This window comes from Bacteroides togonis (assembly GCF_900130135.1).
GTDB lineage: Bacteria > Bacteroidota > Bacteroidia > Bacteroidales > Bacteroidaceae > Bacteroides > Bacteroides pullorum.
Genome location: NZ_LT670820.1, coordinates 3,775,393 through 3,793,000, shown reverse-complemented (window position 1 = coordinate 3,793,000; position 17,608 = coordinate 3,775,393). Strand labels below are relative to the sequence as shown.

Below are 17,608 nucleotides of genomic sequence, written 5' to 3'. Positions count from 1 at the left end.
CGGGTGCGAAACGCATTTTTCCGTTTCAGAAACGGATTTCACGGACGCGAAACGCATTTTCCGGTTCCAGGAAGGGATTTCGCGGGCGCGAAATGCCCCGAAGCGGAATGTAACACCCGCGTAACGTTTCCGAAACAGACATGTACCCGCCGCGTAACAAGCATGTAACTCCGTCTCCTCATCTTTGCAGCGGAAAAAAGAAACGCATAAAAGATGAGTATGAAAGCAGATTTAGGAAAAATCCTCTTCCTTATTTTATTCCTCACCCTGACGGCCATGACCGCCCTGGCAGGCACCGTGAAGGGAACCATAACGGATAAACAGACGAAAGAACCGCTGACCGGAGCCACTGTGCAGGTGGCCGGAAACACCCAAGGCGCCGTGGCAGACATTGACGGATGCTATACACTCCAAGTGCCCGACGGAGTGTACGACCTCGTGGTGCGTTACGTGGGCTATGTAGATATCAACGCCAGCCAGGTAAAGGTAAGCGGCGAAACGGTGCTGAACTTCGAGATGGAAACCGATGCGCAGACCTTGGGCGAGGTGTCTGTCGTGGCCAAAAAGAACCTGGAAGGCGAACGCGCCCTGCAGGTCGAGCGACAGAAGGCCACGCTAGCCATCGAAAACCTGGGCGCCAAGGAAATGAGCCTCAAAGGCATCGGCAACGTACAGGAAGGCGTGAAGCAGATTACGGGTATCTCCATCGCCGAGTCGGGCCAGCTCATCGTGCGCGGACTGGGCGACCGCTACAGCTCCACCACACTGAACGGACTGCCCATCGCCTCACCCAACCCCGACAACAAGCTCATCCCGCTCGATCTCTTCCCCTCGAGTACGGTGCAGAACATCACCGTCAGCAAAGTCTATGATGCCAGCGCTTTTGCCGACTATAGCGGAGCGCACATCGACATCAGCACCAAGGAAAACGTGACAGACCAGTTCCTGAACGTCAGCTTCAACGTAGGCGGACGGTTCAATACCCTGGGACGCGACTTCTACCAGATGGACCGCGACAGGACGCTCTTCAAGACGCCCTCGCTCGACGAAAAAATCTACGACATGCCGCTGCTAGACTTCGACGAATATGTAACACAACACAACATCTTCCATACCACTTTTGATGTGGACCGACGTATAGCCCTGCCCGAATTCGGCGGTAACCTGGGCTTCGGACGCAACTTCGCCGTAGGCGAACAGACCTTGAGTGTGCTGGGTTCTTTCAGCCTCAGCAACGAGACGCAGCGCATGAACGACGCCTTCTACAAGACACTCGAAGCCACAGGCAACGTACAGAACGACTTCACCTACAACGAATACACCTCTATATTGAAAATGGCCGCCCTGGCCTCCGTGGGCTACACCCTGCGCCAGCACGACCGCATCGGCTATACCTTCTTCTATGCCCGCAATGCCAGCGACTCCTATCAGAGCCGCGAAGGCGTGGACGCCGAAGGGCATAATCTGTGGGGAAGCAACGACATCACCCACATCTATACCCTCCAGAACCACCAGCTGAACGGACACCATGAACTGGGCAGCCAATGGGAACTTAACTGGGCAGGCTCCTATGGAAAAACAGGTAGCGAAGAGCCCGACCGCCGCCAGGTGATGTTCACCAAGGACGATGACGGCAACCTGCAACTCTTCAAGCTGAACCGCCAGGAAACCATGCGCTACTTCGGCGAACTGAACGAAGAGGAATGGGTGGGCAACCTCGACCTGAAATACAACTGGACAGAACAGAACTTTGTCAAGATGGGTGTGGCCTACAAGAACAAGGACCGCGACTACATGGGTACCCGTTTCTATTACAACGTGAACAAGCTGAACCCCACCATCGACAACATCTACGACACCGACGGTTTCCTCAATCAGGAGAATGTAGAGAACGGCAGCATCGTCATCGAACGCAAGATGCAGCCCCACGACACCTACCGCGCCGGTATGGACATCTATGCAGGCTACATCCAGACGGACTTCTATCCGCTCAGCTCCCTGCTCGTCAACGTCGGCCTGCGCTACGAAATGACCAAGCAATGGGTGGAATACGCCATCGAAGGCGACCAGAAGTATCAGCGTCGCCGCGACCTGAACAAGAACGACTTCTTCCCCACCGTCAATCTGAAATACACCATGAACGAGCGGAACAACCTGCGTATGTCGCTCTCGCGTACCGTGACGCGCCCCTCGTTCATCGAGATGGCCCCCTTCCTTTATCAGGAATCCTACGGTTCGGCACAGATCCGCGGTAACGAGGAGCTGCAGAACGGCTACAACTATAACTTCGACCTGCGCTACGAACGCTTCGGCCAGAACGGCGACATGCTCTCAGCAACGGTTTACTACAAGTTCCTCGACAACCCCATCGAACGTATCCAGAAGCTGCAGGGCGGAGCTACCATGCACTCCTTCCAGAATGCCGACCAGGGCATGGCGACGGGCGTGGAGCTCGAATTCCGCAAACAGCTGGTGCGCGACCTGCGCCTGGGTGCCAACGTCTCCTATATGTATACCAACGTGAAACTGCCCGAAGGTGGTGCCTACACCAACAAGGACCGTTCGCTGCAAGGCGCCTCGCCCATCCTACTGAATGCCGACCTCACCTACTCGCCCCGCTTCGATGAAGACCGCCAGCTCAACCTGTCGCTCCTCTACAACCTGCAGGGCAAGCGCATCCATGCCGTCGGCGTGTCACAGCTGGGCGACATCGACCAGATGGCTGTCCATACGCTGAACTTCAATGCCAGCTACAGCTTCAACCGCCACCTCAGTGCCCGCCTCCAGGTCAGCGACCTGCTGAACCGTGCCATCGTCTTCAAGCAGGAAGTTCCCAAGACAGGCGAATATGTGGAAGTGGAACGCTTTAAGGAAGGCACAGCCTTCGAAGTAGGCATCAGCTATAATTTCTAATCACATTCAAGACAAAATCATACATTACTCTATAACTTAAAACTTTAAATTATGAACAGAAAATTGTTTTCAATGGCCCTTTTGGCCGGTATGACACTCTTTGCCGCATGTAGCGACGACGAAACAACCAACAACGGTGACAACAACGGTATTGCCGACGGCACAACCCTGAGCGGCACTGTCACCGAAGACGTTACCCTGAAATCTGGCAACACTTATAAACTGAGCGGCGCCTATACCGTAGAAGAAGGCGCTACACTGAACATCGAACCGGGTGTAAAAATCATTTCTGTCTATGACGACAACGTAGACTATATACTCGTTAAACAGGGAGCTAAAATCAATGCCAAAGGTACGGCAGACGCTCCTATCGTAATGACATCCGAAAAAGAAGAAGCAGGCGCTTGGGGCGGTATCCACATCTGCGGACGTGCCCACACCAATGCCGAAGGCGGTAAGGGAAGCTCTGAAATCGGCGGTGCCGAATATGGAGGCAACGACGACAAGGACAACTCAGGCACGCTGCAATACGTACGCCTGGAGTACACAGGTTATGCTTTCGATGAAGAACACGAAGCCAACGGCATCAGCTTCTATGGCGTAGGCAACGGAACAACAGTAGACCACTGTGTAGCCTACAAAGGATCGGACGACGGTTTCGAATTCTTCGGCGGATCGGTCAACATCAGCAACATGGTAGTCATCAGCTGTAGCGACGACTCATTCGACTGGACGGAAGGATGGAACGGTACGGCTACCGACCTCGTGGCTTATCAGGAAGCAGAAGCTACTCTGGGCTACGACTGTGACTGCCTGATCGAGGCCGACAACAACGAAAACAACTACAGCGCTACTCCCATCGCCCATCCTACACTGAAGAATCTCATCCTCGTAGGCAACGGTGGTTCCAAGCAAGGCGTACGCCTGCGTCGCGGCACCCAAGTTACGATGGACAACGCCCAAATCTGTGGTAAAGGCAAGGCGCTGACCGTAGAAAGCACTGAAACCGAAACGGCGCTGACCGATGGTACTTCCAGCATCATCAACACCACTATCGCCAACGATGTAGACAGCGAAAAAGGTATCTATACCAACGATGTCTTTGCTGCAGCTGAAGGCAACAAGGTAGACGCCAACCTGAGCTATGCTTCATTGGACGACATCAAAGCCGCTTGCAACTGGATGACAGGCAACTGGGTAAAATAATTCCCTCACCAAATAAAACTTGCAGAATTGCCCAAGTTTACGATATCAATCGTATTCTTGGGCAATTTATCTTTTCCAGCTGCTCAAGTAGCTGTTTACATCTTTCTTCATCCGAAAGCATTGCTTTATCCGATGCAAAAAATGGGTTCTCCCCCTCGAAATACACATTCCCGTTTCAAAAAATGGGTTTCGACCCCTCGAAATGCATTTTCCCGTTTCAAAAAATGGATTTCGACCCCTCGAAATGTACTTTTCCGTTTCAAAAAATGGGTTTCGACCCCTCGAAATGTACTTTTCCGTTTCAAAAAATGGGTTTCGACCCCTCGAAATGTACTTTTCCGTTTCAAAAATGGGTTTCGACCCCTCGAAATGCCCCGAATCAAGAAACAACGGTGAAAGCCGTCCGTTTCATCCTTCGATAAACATAGATGAAAGCGGGAATGAGGAAAGCATCGGCAAAGACCCAAGCCGTCGGATCGCCGAAGCAAACGGCAATGTACCCCCAGGCAGGCACGGCAATGACACTGACCAAAATACGGGCTATCATTTCGGACACCCCCGAAAGCATGGCCAGATTGGTGAAGCCAGATCCTTGGATGGTGTAGCGCAGGATGCAAAGCAATCCCAACACAGGAAAGAAACAAACGGCGGCATGAAGGAACAACACGGCATCGGCCAAGATTTCCACCTCGGAAGCATCCACAAAGAGCCGTACAAACATGCGCGAACCCGGCATGAGCACGCAGAAGGTAAATGCCCAATAAATCATCATCATCAGTGCACTGGACTTCACGCCCAGCCAAATGCGCTCAGGTTTGCCGGCACCATAGTTCTGGCCGGCAAAGGTAGCCATGGCAATACCCAGACTTTCGAAGGGACACATAAAGAACATCTTGATGCGGATGGCAGCCGAATAGGCGGCTACACAGGCGGTACCCAACGCATTGTTGGCACTCTGAAGCATGATGCTGCCAATGGCAGTAATAGAAAACTGAAGTCCCATAGGTACACCGATAGAAAGCATGGTACGCGCCAGACGACCGTCAAAACGTCGCTCGGCAGGTGTCGTGCGAAGAATGTCGAAATGGCGCATCATGTAAAAGTAACACAAGATTGCCGACACCCCCTGGGCTATCAGCGTGGCAATAGCGGCACCGGCTACTCCCCACCCCAACACAAGAATGCAGAAAAGGTCGAGCAAGATATTCAGCACGGTAGAAAACAACAGAAACCAGAAAGGTGTCTTGCTGTCGCCCAATGCACGAATGACACTGGAGAGAAGATTATAATAAAAAGTACAAGGAATGCCTATAAAGGTGACCAGCAAATAATAATAGGCATCATCAAAAATATTTTCAGGCGTGCGTATCAGACGTAAAATCCAGCCGCAAAGCAAGGCTGTAATCACCGCCAACGACAAGGACATGACAGCTGTCAGCTTAAGGCTGACTGCCACATAACGACGCATGGTGACATAGTCGCGTGCACCAAACTTCTGTGCCACAGGGATGCCAAAGCCTCCGCAACAGCCGTTACAGAATCCCAAAATCAAGAAAACGATCGAAGTACTGGCGCCAACCGCGGCCAACGGATTGATGCCCAAGAATATTCCGACAATAGCAGCATCGACCATCGAATAGGTCTGCTGCAACAGATTGCCCATCAGCAGGGGCAACGCAAAATAAAAAATTTGCGGCAGGGTACGTCCCTCCGTCATTTCCACCGACTTAGCCATGTATATATTCTCCTGAAATCGGGTGCAAAATTAGCAAAAAAAGGAAAGCAGACGAATTGATTTATATCAAATAGCATCAGGCAGGTCACTCGCATTCAGCACTGTACTTTGAGCCAGATATTCAGGCGTGGGAGCATAAATATACATCACACTTCCGTCCTTGATCGCATCAATAATGGGGCGTGACAATTTCTGCGGCAAAGCAGGGCATCCGAAGCTGCGTCCCAGCCTTCCACCCCGACTGGCCACTGAAGGATCGGCATAGGCAGCACCATGTACTACGATAGCCCGCTCGCGAGCACGGTCATTGATACCTTTCTCCAATCCGTCAAGAAGGAGAGAATAGCCGTTACTCCCCTGATAAGTGGAGCCGGTAAGATAGAAGCCAAGGGAACTTTTATAGGAGCCGTATTCATTGGAAAAAGAAGTGGCATAGTTCTCACCACTATTTTTCCCATGGGCTACAACAGAAGAGAAAAGTAAACGGCGCCGAGCCATATCGAACACAAAAAAGCGTTCGGCCGTGGAAGGCAAAGAGAAATCTATCAGCGTCAATACGTCGCGCTTACGCCCTTCAATACGCTGATACCCTGTTACGGCTTGTCGGAAGGCTTTCCAATTGACTACGCCTTCCAATTCCATGTCGTGGTAAAGACTGCGGCAGGCATCCGCTTCCGAAACAAGAGAAGCTGTCGGACGTTGAGATACGCCGCCTTCCTCCCGCCACATTGTACACGGAAGTAACCATAACAGACACAAAAGGATATATCGTAACTTCATTCTGGAAAATCCTAAAACGTTCGGGCGCAAAATTACAGAATTTCGTCCGAACGTCTGTCAGACAGATAGTTAAAAGTGACAAATGCTCTTTCCTCTATTCAATGACGACCACTAACGCTTGCTCCACAGGCGCCCAATCAAAAATGAATTTTGAATGAGACGTGGCATTGCGTACACACATGTGTGAACGAGGCGTAGTGCCCAGCGACCAACTATACTCTATCATGGCTGTACGTGGCACATTGACCGGCACTCCATGGATGTAGGCACCATTGGTGAAACGGCTGGCATAGGGAGCATATCCCCCCGTCTCAGCCGAACCATCTTTCAGGAAAACCATACGCGTCTTCTTTTGCTGAACGAGATACATGCCAAGAGGAGTTTCCTGCGCATAAGGTGGCGCATGCCGACCTGTCGTGGCAGGGTTCATGCTGCGTATCTTCCATTCTCCTCTGCCCGTCCGCTCCAACGTAGCAATGTTTTGGTCACGACGATCGACAAAGATGACGTGGTGAAAAACTGTAGTGTCTGCCAAGGGTTTCAGATAACGTTCAGGTACAAGCCATTCTTCTTCGAACGTAGCCGGCAGGATACGGCAAAAGCTACCTTCACGCCCCTGCAGATAGGCGATGGTGCCATCACGCCCGTAACGTTCGGGAGTCAACGTATCAGTCAAAAGATAAAGAGGTACAGATTGATAACGCTCCACACCCAATGTATCGGCTACACGACGGTAGGCATTACGTACATAGCGACGCACCAGCGGAGCTTCACTATTCAAATTTCGATAATTCTGCAACACAACCCAGCGGACAGAATCCTGCTGCATGTTTTCAATATAAGCCAGACACTTACGCATCACCTCCCATTTGAAAGAACGCACCGTGTCTTTATAAGGATAAACGTCGTCCAGAGTATATTTGTCGTAAAGCAGTTCTTTGGTCAATATCACATCCGAAGCCTTTAACAAAGACACTTCAGGCAAAATTATTTCTTCCCTTGCCGATAATGTATCATGTTTCTCCTCCATTCTCTCCCCCAAGGTTGCCGAATCGCCAACAACCTGTGCCTCTCGCTGCCTGCCACAAGCAACCAGCAAACTAATAACAGACAATAAAAGGACAAAATGTTTCATAACAAATATTTGATTGTCAAATCAAAACAACTCTATCAACTACATTGTTCACAAAAATACGGACGGACCTTCAAGCTATACCAACCAGCTCTATAAATCTTTTGACAAATATAAAATTTATTTTGTATCTTACCAAGTTTGCAACCAAGTTGCATCCTCAAAACCTTACCTTTGTAGCAGGTAAAACAATACAAAAAAAAAGATGAGTTGCCAATGTTGTTCGCACAATCACGTGCACACCGCCTGTTGCAGGCAAAAAGGTTTTATAGAAGCATATGGTCGGATGATGTTATCAGGACTATTACTGATTGGAGGTATCATATTACAAGCCACAGAAGTTACCCTGTTTCAACAGAAAGGTATATCCCTCGTCTGGTATCTGGCTGCCTACCTGCCTGTAGCCCTCCCTGTATTAAAGGAGGCTTGGAAAGAACTGGCTCGAGGAGAATACTTTAACGAATTTACCCTGATGTTTATTGCAACCATCGGTGCTTTTGCCATCGGCGAATACCCCGAAGGCGTAGCGGTAATGCTTTTCTACTCGTTAGGAGAACACTTTCAGGACAAGGCAGTAAACAAAGCCCGTCGAGACATCCGTGCTTTACTCGATATCCGTCCAGAAAAGGCTGTTGTCATCCGCAACGGACAGGCTATAGAGGTCTCCCCACAAGAAGTACAGATAGGAGAAGTGATTGAAGTCAAAGCAGGCGGACGTGTTCCCCTCGACGGAACTTTATGTAATGAGAACGCCAACTTCAACACGGCAGCCCTGACTGGTGAAAGTCTACCCCGCGATATAAAGAAAAATGAAGAAGTGCTGGCCGGTATGATTTCTACAGAACGGACAGTACAGATCCATGTCACACGACCCTTTGCCGACAGTGCCTTGTCGCGCATTCTACGTATGGTACAGGATGCCTCGGAGCGGAAAGCACCCGCCGAACTGTTTATCCGCAAGTTTGCCCGCGTCTATACGCCTGTCGTCACCGCCCTGGCAGTTCTTATCGTCCTTATCCCTTGGCTCTGGTCGCTACGCGGCAGTACCTTCGATTATGTGTTCAGCGATTGGCTCTACCGTGCATTGGTCTTTCTGGTTGTATCGTGCCCCTGCGCACTAGTGGTCAGTATTCCGCTGAGTTATTTTGGAGGTATCGGAGCTGCGTCACGACAAGGCATCTTGTTCAAAGGAGGAAACTATCTGGATGCTATCAGCCGTATCAATACCGTTGTGTTCGACAAAACCGGCACCCTTACCCGAGGCGAATTCGATGTGCAAACTTGCGTACCTCAGCCTGGTATCAGCGAAGAACGCCTTATCCAGTTAGCCGCCTCGGCAGAACAGGACAGCACGCATCCATTGGCAGGAGGTTTGATACGCTACGCCCAAACTCATCGTATCAGCCTATTGTCCATATCGAACGTCGAAGAAATGGCAGGTTGCGGCATACAAGCCACCCTTGACAATCAAACAGTATTGGTAGGAAACATTCACCTGCTGGAACGTGAAAGCATCGCCTATCCTTCAGCCTTGCATGAAGTAAAAGGAACAATCGTAGCATGTGCCGTCAATGGCCAATACATCGGCTATCTCACCCTAACCGACACCTTGAAAGCCGATGCCCGACAGGCCATCAACGAACTAAAGGAGTTGAACATTAAAAAAATTCAGATACTTTCGGGTGACAAACAATCCATTGTCACTACCTTTGCACAGCAGCTAAGTATTGAACAGGCCTACGGAGATTTACTGCCCGAAGCCAAGGTGAAACATATAGAAAACTTGAAGCAGGACAACACTTGCCGCATAGCTTTTGTCGGCGACGGCATCAATGACGCACCTGCCCTGGCCTTGAGCCACGTAGGCATTGCCATGGGAGAATGGGGAAGCGACGCTGCCATCGAAACCGCCGACGTCGTGATACAAACCGACCAGCCCTCACGCATCGCCACCGCCATCCGAGCTGGACGACAAACACGTCGCATTGTCTGGCAGAACATCCTGCTTGCATTGGGAGTTAAGATAGCCGTATTGGTACTGGGAGCAGCTGGAATGGCAACCTTATGGGAAGCCGTATTTGCTGATGTAGGAGTTGCTCTGCTGGCTGTACTTAACGCCATGCGGATACAGAAATTGATAAAATAAAAGATTATATGGAGGAAAATACTTATCTGGAGTTATTAGCCAAACGCGAAATACAACCAACCGCCATACGCTTACTGGTACTAAAAACCATGATGCAAGCCGGTCAGTCTGTTTCGCTGGCCGATCTGGAAGACAGGCTCGACACTGTGGATCGTTCAAGCATATTTCGAACCCTTACCCTCTTCCTATCACACCACCTCATTCACAGCATCGACGACGGAACAGGTTCATTCAAATATGCCGTATGCAGCTCATCATGCTCATGCGAAGTGAACGACCTGCACACCCATTTCCATTGTGAGAAGTGCAACCGAACCTTCTGCTTTACCAACATTCCCACGCCGATGGTAAAGCTACCTGAAGGCTTCAGCCTCCACAGCATTAACTATGTACTGAAAGGTATTTGTCCGGATTGTGCTGCGAAAGAACATCAAAAGGGCCTTTGAACAACTACAAGTTCAAAGGCCCTGCTATCAGAATTCCGATATAGTGGAGCTGGAGGGAATCGAACCCTCGTCCAAACGAGGAAATCATAAGCTTTCTACATGCTTATCTCTGCCTTCGATTTTCGAATGCAGGCAAGACCAGGGCCACCAACCTGCACCTTATCTCCTAAAACTTCGCAAAGGCCGCGGAGAAAGACCTGAGCTATTCCCGATTTTGCTGTGCCACTTTACCAAACGCTTCGGAACAAGAGCTTTTGAGTGACATCCCGTTTCCACCACTTTGGCGGAAATAAAGCTAATCTACTGTACTTCGATTAAGCAGCGAGAGCATAATTTTCGTTGCCAGATAAAAGTTTGATAACTGAGATTAGAGTGGAAATTACCGACCCACTGCATGCTTACCTACCATTTCTACCCGCTGTCAAATCCAGTCAACCCCGGAGTCTTGATGCACGGTTTATAGAAATCGTGGCTACAAAGATAGAAACTTATTTTCATTTGTCCGCCTCCTCGCTCAAAAAAATTGCGGTATGCGTAGCCGACAATGCCACAAAAAGAGCGGAAACGAACATAGTAAGTACCTTTTGGAAAATATTATCCACCGAAACGGACAATATTACCATCAAACATTAATTGAAAATGTCTACTTTTGCAAAAAACAAAAATCTGAGTATCCATGAAGAAACTGATTGTAACGACCCTGCTGGCCGGCGGATGCCTGTCCATCCTCTATGCCCAGACAACCAAGACAACTCCGAAAACCTATAAGCCTACCAAGACGGAAATGTACCGCAAGGGCTGGATTGATTTTAACAAGAACGGCGTGAAGGATGTCTACGAAGACCCCAACGCCCCCATCGACGCACGCATCGAGGACCTGCTCGGCCAGATGACACTCGACGAGAAAACCTGTCAGATGGTGACCCTCTACGGCTACCAGCGCGTGCTGAAGGACGACCTGCCCACACCCGAATGGAAACAGGCGTTGTGGAAAGACGGCATCGGCGCCATCGACGAGCACCTGAACGGCTTCCACCAGTGGGGTCTGCCGCCCTCGGACAACGAGAATGTATGGCCGGCCTCGCGCCACGCCTGGGCCTTGAACGAAGTGCAGCGTTTCTTCGTCGAAGAGACACGCCTGGGCATCCCCGTAGACTTCACCAACGAGGGCATCCGCGGCGTGGAGAGCTACCGCGCCACCAACTTCCCCACCCAGCTGGGCATCGGACACACCTGGAACCGGAGCCTCGTGCGCCGCATCGGCGAGATAACGGGGCGCGAAGCCCGCATGCTGGGCTATACCAATGTCTATGCCCCCATCCTCGACGTGGGGCGCGACCAGCGCTGGGGACGCTATGAAGAAGTGTATGGCGAGTCGCCTTACCTTGTGGCCGAACTGGGCATCGAGATGGTACATAGCTTGCAGAAGGACCATCAGGTAGCCGCCACGGCCAAGCACTTCGTGGCTTACAGTAATAACAAGGGCGCCCGCGAAGGCATGGCGCGCGTCGACCCGCAAATGTCGCCGCGCGAAGTGGAGATGATACACGTCTATCCCTTCCGACGCGTCATTCAAGAAGCAGGATTGCTGGGTGTGATGAGCTCGTACAACGACTACAACGGCATCCCCATCCAGGGCAGTTTCTACTGGCTCACCACCCGCCTGCGCGGCGAGATGGGCTTCAAGGGATATGTCGTGTCGGACAGCGACGCCGTCGAATACCTCTACACCAAGCACGGCACGGCCAAGGACATGAAGGAAGCCGTGCGCCAGAGCGTGGAGGCAGGGCTGAACGTGCGCTGTACCTTCCGCTCGCCCGAATCGTTCGTGGAGCCGCTCCGCGAACTGGTAAAGGAGGGCGGCCTGAGCGAAGAGTTGATAAACGACCGCGTACGCGATATCCTGCGCGTGAAGTTCCTCGTCGGCCTCTTTGATGCTCCCTACCAGACCGACCTGGCCGGAGCCGACGAAGAGGTGGAGAATCCTACAAACGAAGATGTGGCTCTGCAGGCTTCGCGCGAAAGCATTGTCCTGCTGAAAAACGACAAGCAAACTTTGCCCCTCGACATCGACCGCATTAAGACCATTGCCGTCTGCGGCCCCAATGCCGACGAAGAAGGCTATGCGCTGACCCACTATGGCCCGCTGGCCGTCGATGTAACGACGGTGCTCGAAGGCATCCAAGCCAAAGTGGAAGACAAGGCCGAAGTGCTCTACACCAAGGGTTGCGACCTGGTGGATGCCCACTGGCCCGAAAGTGAACTGATAGAATATCCGCTGACCGATGACGAACAGGCCGAAATAGACCGTGCCGTAGCCAACGCCCGACGTGCCGACGTGGCCGTCGTGGTACTGGGAGGCGGCCAGCGCACCTGCGGCGAGAACAAGTCGCGCAGTAGTCTCGACCTGCCCGGCCGCCAGCTGAAGCTGCTCCAGGCCGTACAGGCCACTGGCAAGCCCGTCGTACTGGTACTTATCAACGGACGTCCTCTCTCCATCAACTGGGCCGACAAATTCGTGCCCGCCATCGTCGAAGCCTGGTATCCTGGCTCCAAAGGTGGTACGGCAGTAGCCGACGTGCTCTTTGGCGACTACAATCCCGGCGGCAAGCTTACCGTTACCTTCCCCAAAAGTGTGGGACAAATACCATTCAATTTCCCCTGCAAGCCTTCATCGCAAGTGGACGGCGGCAAGAATCCCGGTCCCGACGGTAACATGTCGCGTGTTAACGGCGCCCTCTATCCCTTCGGCTACGGCTTGAGCTATACCACCTTTGAATACTCCAACCTCAAGATCAGTCCTGCCGTCATCACCCCGAACGAAACGGTCACCGTCACCCTAAACGTGACCAATACCGGCAGTCGGGCTGGCGACGAAGTGGTACAGCTCTACACGCGCGACGTGGTAAGCAGCGTCACGACTTACGAAAAGAATCTAGCCGGCTTCGAGCGCGTCCATCTCCAGCCGGGTGAGACGAAGCAAGTCACTTTCCACCTCGACCGCAAGCAGTTGGAGCTGCTCAACGCCGACATGAAATGGGTGGTAGAGCCGGGTGAATTCGTCGTCATGGCCGCCGCCTCGTCCGAAGACATCCGCCAAACCGCTGTGCTCCGCGTGGAAGACTATGCCACACGCAACGCCTGTCTGAAAGCACAGAAGAAAGAAAGTCCCGTCACCGCCAGCACCAACCCCGAAAGTGTGCTGAACGTGCTCGACGGAAAGCCCGAAACCTACTGGCAGGGCAACAAAGGCGACTACCTGACCGTTGCCCTGAAAGGTAACCCGAAAGTGGACGAAGTGACCCTGACCTTCAGCCGCGACAACCAGCTGCCCGCCAACTTCGAGATTCAGCTCTCGGGTGGTGGAGGCCAGTTCCTGACCGTTTATTCGGGTACCGTCAGCGAGTACAACAAGCCGCATACCTATACCTTCCGCGGCACGACAGCCAGCGACCTACGTATTTTACTAAACGACGACCGGGTGGGTATTGCCGAAGTTAATTTGAAGCTACCATAAGAAGCACCTAATTAACTCTCTAGCCACGAATTGTGCAAATTAGAATAACAACTCTAATACCAAATTTTGCACAATTCGTGGCTCAGTTCTTTTGTTAATTATGGCAAAATCTATTCACGGCAAAAATAACTTAACTATCTTTGTTAAATTAAAGAAAACACTAACTAACACCCAAAGAAGCATGAAGAAAAATATATTCTTACTGTCATCTGTACTCACAATGAGCCTTTTGGCATCAGCACAAACAGAAGTTACCGTGGGAGTGACACAAGGCAAAGATTATGGAGTCACTTATATGCTCCCGCAGACTGAAATTGAAATAAAGGTACATACCACTAAACATACATACACCCCTGGCGAATTCTGTCGTTATGCTGACCGTTACCTGCGCCTTTCAGGTGTATCGGATGAACCCGAAGTCTATTGGACAATCGACAAAATAGAAACAGGCGTAGTCGGAGTACCCGACAAAGACAATGTCTATTTCGTAAAGATGAAAGACAAGACCGTAGCCCCCCTAATGGAACTGACAGAAAATGGCATCGTACGCTCTATCAATCTACCTTTTAGTGGTAAGCAAGAAAATACACCAGATAAGTCTAAAGAAGGAAAAACAATCAAAGATGTTGATGCGCGTAGTTTCTTGACCGAAGAAATCCTGATGGCGAGCTCCAATGCCAAAATGGCCGAACTAGTCGCCAAAGAAATTTATAATATACGCGAAAGTAAGAACGCTCTAGTACGAGGTGAAGCAGACAATATGCCAACCGATGGCAACCAACTGAAAATCATGCTAGATAACCTGAACCTACAAGAACAAGCCATGACAGAAATGTTTGCTGGTAAAGAAAAGAAAGAAACAAAAATATTCAACATCCGTATTGTACCACAAGAGAAAGAAGATGAGATAGCACTACGTTTCTCACGTAAATTGGGTGTCGTAGACAATGACAATTTAGCAGGTGAACCGATTTATATCAGCATTAAAAACATGAATGTCCCAAACCTTTCGACCACCGAAGGGAAAAAGAAGTTAGAAGGCATCATCTACAATGTACCAGGAAGAGCAAAAGTTATACTGACCTATCAAGGTAAAAATCTGTTCGACAATGAACTCCCTATAACCCAATTTGGTACACAAGAATATCTTGCTCCCGTATTATTCAACAAGAAATCCACAACCAAAGTGTTGTTTGATACCAATACAGGAGCTTTATTAAAAGTAGATAGAGAAGAAAACTAAATCAATCTTCATCTCAAAGCCCTCAAATGAATAAGTCCATCTTTTTGTAGCTGCATAAAATAAGCAGCTACACGGGAAGGATAGCTCTCATCTCCACCAAAATGTGACGCAAGCAGTTCAATAATTTCCTGCACAGTGCGCTGCCCGTCAATCAATCTCCATACAGCCGTTCCATGTTCCTCAAGTTGAATACGCACATGCGATGACAAAGACTTGGGCAATAACCAACGTTGCATCCACGCTTTACGAAAACGAGGAAGGATGAGTACCACGTACTCACCCTCCCATTCCGTACAAACATTCTCTGCACATGCAGGAACTGTATCCAAAAGATTATATTTTACTTGCTTCTCCGACATCCGACAATATCATTCTTTGATATTAGGAGCTTCCAAGCCTAGCCCTTTCTTACGATCTACAACCTTCAAAACAAAACCCAAAATCAAAGCAGCTACACCTAGACAAGCAAGCATAACAAGCGGAGCTGTATAATCATAAGAAACTGCTGCTTCCTCAGGCGTAATCACTCCATTCTGTAAATCTGCCACGAGCTGAGGATTGGTTTTATCAAGAACCTTACCAATTAACAACGGAAATAACCAGAGGCCAATATTCTGAATCCAAAAAATAAGAGCATATGCGCTACCGATAATTTTTGCATCAACCAACTTAGGCACACTTGGCCACAAAGATGCCGGAACTAAAGAAAAACTTGCTCCCAGAACCAAAATAGTGAGATAAGCAACTACAATTCCTCCAACAGCACTCTCCTTAAGTGTAGGCAAAACAAATGCGAACGTCAAATGGCAGAAAATCAGCAACAAAGAGCCAATCACCAACATACTGGCAGCCTTCCCTTTATGATCAACATAGTTCCCAAGAATCGGCGTAATACCAACAGCGAGCAAAGGAAATACCGCAAACACAGTCTCTGCACTCTGACGCATATAACCCATATAACAGAAAATAACCAATGCTACACCTGCCACAACCAATAGACCATTTTTCATGGAGGCGCGCTTAGAGAAATTACTAGCAAAAGCAGCAGCAGCTACAACCAACATAATCAAGTATTGAATAACAGTTACAGTATTGGTTGCCCAAAAAGAGTCAGCCGGTACTTCTGTAAATACTAGATTACATTGAAGCATATTAACTGCATATTTCTGGAAAGGGAAAATAGCAGAATAATACAATACGCACAACAAAGCAACCAGCCAAAAACCGCTACTTGACAAAATACTTCCCAAATCACTTATCTTAAACGGATCATCCTTTTCCTCGGCCTCACCTGTTTGTGCATCCAATTTCTTATCCATAAAGAAATAGACGATAAACATTATCAATGCAATCATTAGCAACACTACGCCAAAAGCAACAGAACGAGAAACATCAATCACTCCCCCCAATTTGGCAAACATTGGTGAAAAGATCATGCAGGTAGCCACTCCTAAACGGGCAAGAGCCATCTCCGATCCCATAGCCAAAGCCATTTCACGTCCTTTAAACCATTTGACAATACCACGAGACACTGTAATACCAGCCATTTCAACTCCACAGCCAAATATCATAAAACCTACAGCCGCAAATTTGGCAGATGCAGGCATGCCCTCATAAAACGGAGAAATGCCCAGTTCATCAAAACCAGGAATATAGTTCAGATTATTGTTGAACCAAGTCTCAAGTCCACTACCTTGAAAACTCTCGGTTACAGCATACCAATTTATAACAGCTCCCACAAGCATCACTGCTCCAGAAAGGACAGCCGTAAAACGTACCCCCATCTTGTCCAAGATAATACCTGCAAAGATGAGGAAAAAGACAAATACATTCAAAAAGGTTTCAGAACCTTGCATCGTTCCAAAAGCCGTAGAGTCCCAACCGCAAGTAGATTGCATCAAGTCTTTAATGGGGGACAAAATATCCATAAAGATATAGGAACAGAACATGGCAAAAGCCAAGAACAACAGAACCATCCAGCGTATACCCGCCGAATCACGTAATGTCTGATGAATTTGGGAAGTAGAATTCATTATATCAACTGTTTATGAGAAACAAAAAACGAGATTGCTCCATAATAATATGCAGCAATCCCGCTATTTCAGAAATTATAATTTTATATCAATTTACAGAGTCTGCAGGAGCATTTGCCGCAGGAGCTTCCGTCTGAGGAGCAGCTGTACCTACAGGCATATTATAAGGATTGGTTGCTTCCTGTTGTTGTGCCTGCTCCATAATTACATCACCTTCACGTACAGTAGCAGACGGTAACACATAAGCAGTAGCAATACTAAGAACAACCATTACGGCAGCCAATGTCCATGTAGCTTTTTCCAAGAAATCTGTTGTTTTGCGTACACCCATAATCTGATTGGATGAAGAAAATCCGGAAGCCAAACCGCCTCCTTTCGAATTTTGAATTAAAACAATGAAGCACATCAGCACAGATGCAAGCAACATTAAAATAACTAATAATAAATACATTTCTAC

12 protein-coding genes and 1 other RNA gene are annotated in these 17,608 nt (G+C 49.4%); 6 read left to right on the top strand and 7 right to left on the bottom strand.

The annotated features are described in order from the left end of the window. Positions 1–213: 213 nt before the first annotated feature. Positions 214–2,913 carry a TonB-dependent receptor gene (locus tag BQ8005_RS16025; RefSeq protein ID WP_234984071.1) on the top strand — a complete coding sequence of 900 codons (2,700 nt, stop codon included), beginning with the start codon at positions 214–216 and terminating at the stop codon, positions 2,911–2,913. 51 nt (positions 2,914–2,964) lie between these two features. Beyond that, entirely contained in the window at positions 2,965–4,119 is a 1,155-nt protein-coding gene (locus BQ8005_RS16020; RefSeq protein ID WP_075318728.1) for a hypothetical protein, read from the top strand. A gap of 379 nt (positions 4,120–4,498) precedes the next feature. On the opposite strand, the gene BQ8005_RS16015 is transcribed toward BQ8005_RS16020, so the two are convergent. The 3 genes from BQ8005_RS16015 to BQ8005_RS16005 all read right to left on the bottom strand — a co-directional run bounded on the left by BQ8005_RS16015 (position 4,499) and on the right by BQ8005_RS16005 (position 7,769). Beyond that, on the bottom strand, positions 4,499–5,854 hold the full coding sequence (locus BQ8005_RS16015) for an MATE family efflux transporter (protein ID WP_075318727.1): 1,356 nt from the start codon (positions 5,852–5,854) through the stop codon (positions 4,499–4,501). Between the two features lie 66 nt (positions 5,855–5,920). Next, the gene (locus BQ8005_RS16010) at positions 5,921–6,583 is read right to left on the bottom strand and encodes a murein L,D-transpeptidase catalytic domain family protein (protein ID WP_234984070.1); all 663 of its coding nucleotides are present in this window, start codon (positions 6,581–6,583) and stop codon (positions 5,921–5,923) included. 145 nt (positions 6,584–6,728) lie between these two features. After that, complete coding sequence (locus tag BQ8005_RS16005) at positions 6,729–7,769, bottom strand: L,D-transpeptidase (RefSeq protein ID WP_021846734.1); 1,041 nt, start codon at positions 7,767–7,769, stop codon at positions 6,729–6,731. Positions 7,770–7,971: 202 nt separating this feature from the next. Here BQ8005_RS16005 and BQ8005_RS16000 point away from each other — a divergent pair, with 202 nt between their 5' ends. Both BQ8005_RS16000 and BQ8005_RS15995 read left to right on the top strand, forming a co-directional pair. Further along, positions 7,972–9,912, top strand: a complete 1,941-nt coding sequence (locus BQ8005_RS16000; protein ID WP_075318725.1) for a heavy metal translocating P-type ATPase — start codon at positions 7,972–7,974, stop codon at positions 9,910–9,912. An 8-nt stretch (positions 9,913–9,920) separates the two neighbouring features. Further along, the gene (locus tag BQ8005_RS15995; protein WP_021846624.1) at positions 9,921–10,358 is read left to right on the top strand and encodes a Fur family transcriptional regulator; all 438 of its coding nucleotides are present in this window, start codon (positions 9,921–9,923) and stop codon (positions 10,356–10,358) included. Between the two features lie 41 nt (positions 10,359–10,399). Here the strand turns inward: BQ8005_RS15995 and ssrA are convergent. Next, positions 10,400–10,797: a transfer-messenger RNA gene (gene ssrA, locus BQ8005_RS15990) on the bottom strand. Positions 10,798–11,034: 237 nt separating this feature from the next. Here ssrA and BQ8005_RS15985 point away from each other — a divergent pair. Together BQ8005_RS15985 and BQ8005_RS15980 are read left to right on the top strand one after the other, a co-directional pair. Further along, positions 11,035–13,875: a beta-glucosidase gene (locus tag BQ8005_RS15985; RefSeq protein ID WP_075318724.1), complete on the top strand. Its 2,841-nt coding sequence runs from the start codon at positions 11,035–11,037 to the stop codon at positions 13,873–13,875. A gap of 181 nt (positions 13,876–14,056) precedes the next feature. Then, positions 14,057–15,118, top strand: a complete 1,062-nt coding sequence (locus BQ8005_RS15980; RefSeq protein WP_075319306.1) for a DUF4831 family protein — start codon at positions 14,057–14,059, stop codon at positions 15,116–15,118. Between the two features lie 8 nt (positions 15,119–15,126). On the opposite strand, the gene BQ8005_RS15975 is transcribed toward BQ8005_RS15980, so the two are convergent. The 3 genes from BQ8005_RS15975 to secG form a co-directional block, all read right to left on the bottom strand. After that, entirely contained in the window at positions 15,127–15,477 is a 351-nt protein-coding gene (locus BQ8005_RS15975; protein WP_075318723.1) for a PqqD family protein, read from the bottom strand. A 9-nt stretch (positions 15,478–15,486) separates the two neighbouring features. Next, entirely contained in the window at positions 15,487–17,151 is a 1,665-nt protein-coding gene (locus BQ8005_RS15970) for an MFS transporter (RefSeq protein ID WP_075318722.1), read from the bottom strand. 88 nt (positions 17,152–17,239) lie between these two features. After that, positions 17,240–17,602, bottom strand: a complete 363-nt coding sequence (gene secG / locus BQ8005_RS15965) for a preprotein translocase subunit SecG (protein WP_021846629.1) — start codon at positions 17,600–17,602, stop codon at positions 17,240–17,242. Between the last annotated feature and the right edge of the window lie 6 nt (positions 17,603–17,608).

Coding starts and splice junctions, on each gene's coding strand:
- BQ8005_RS16025 (WP_234984071.1), top strand. CDS start 214: ATGAGTATGAAAGCAGATTTAGGAAAAATCCTCTTCCTTATTTTATTC.
- BQ8005_RS16020 (WP_075318728.1), top strand. CDS start 2,965: ATGAACAGAAAATTGTTTTCAATGGCCCTTTTGGCCGGTATGACACTC.
- BQ8005_RS15970 (WP_075318722.1), bottom strand. CDS start 17,151: ATGAATTCTACTTCCCAAATTCATCAGACATTACGTGATTCGGCGGGT.
- BQ8005_RS15985 (WP_075318724.1), top strand. CDS start 11,035: ATGAAGAAACTGATTGTAACGACCCTGCTGGCCGGCGGATGCCTGTCC.
- BQ8005_RS16005 (WP_021846734.1), bottom strand. CDS start 7,769: ATGAAACATTTTGTCCTTTTATTGTCTGTTATTAGTTTGCTGGTTGCT.
- BQ8005_RS16010 (WP_234984070.1), bottom strand. CDS start 6,583: ATGTGGCGGGAGGAAGGCGGCGTATCTCAACGTCCGACAGCTTCTCTT.
- BQ8005_RS16015 (WP_075318727.1), bottom strand. CDS start 5,854: ATGGCTAAGTCGGTGGAAATGACGGAGGGACGTACCCTGCCGCAAATT.
- secG (WP_021846629.1), bottom strand. CDS start 17,602: ATGTATTTATTATTAGTTATTTTAATGTTGCTTGCATCTGTGCTGATG.
- BQ8005_RS15975 (WP_075318723.1), bottom strand. CDS start 15,477: ATGTCGGAGAAGCAAGTAAAATATAATCTTTTGGATACAGTTCCTGCA.
- BQ8005_RS16000 (WP_075318725.1), top strand. CDS start 7,972: ATGAGTTGCCAATGTTGTTCGCACAATCACGTGCACACCGCCTGTTGC.
- BQ8005_RS15980 (WP_075319306.1), top strand. CDS start 14,057: ATGAAGAAAAATATATTCTTACTGTCATCTGTACTCACAATGAGCCTT.
- BQ8005_RS15995 (WP_021846624.1), top strand. CDS start 9,921: ATGGAGGAAAATACTTATCTGGAGTTATTAGCCAAACGCGAAATACAA.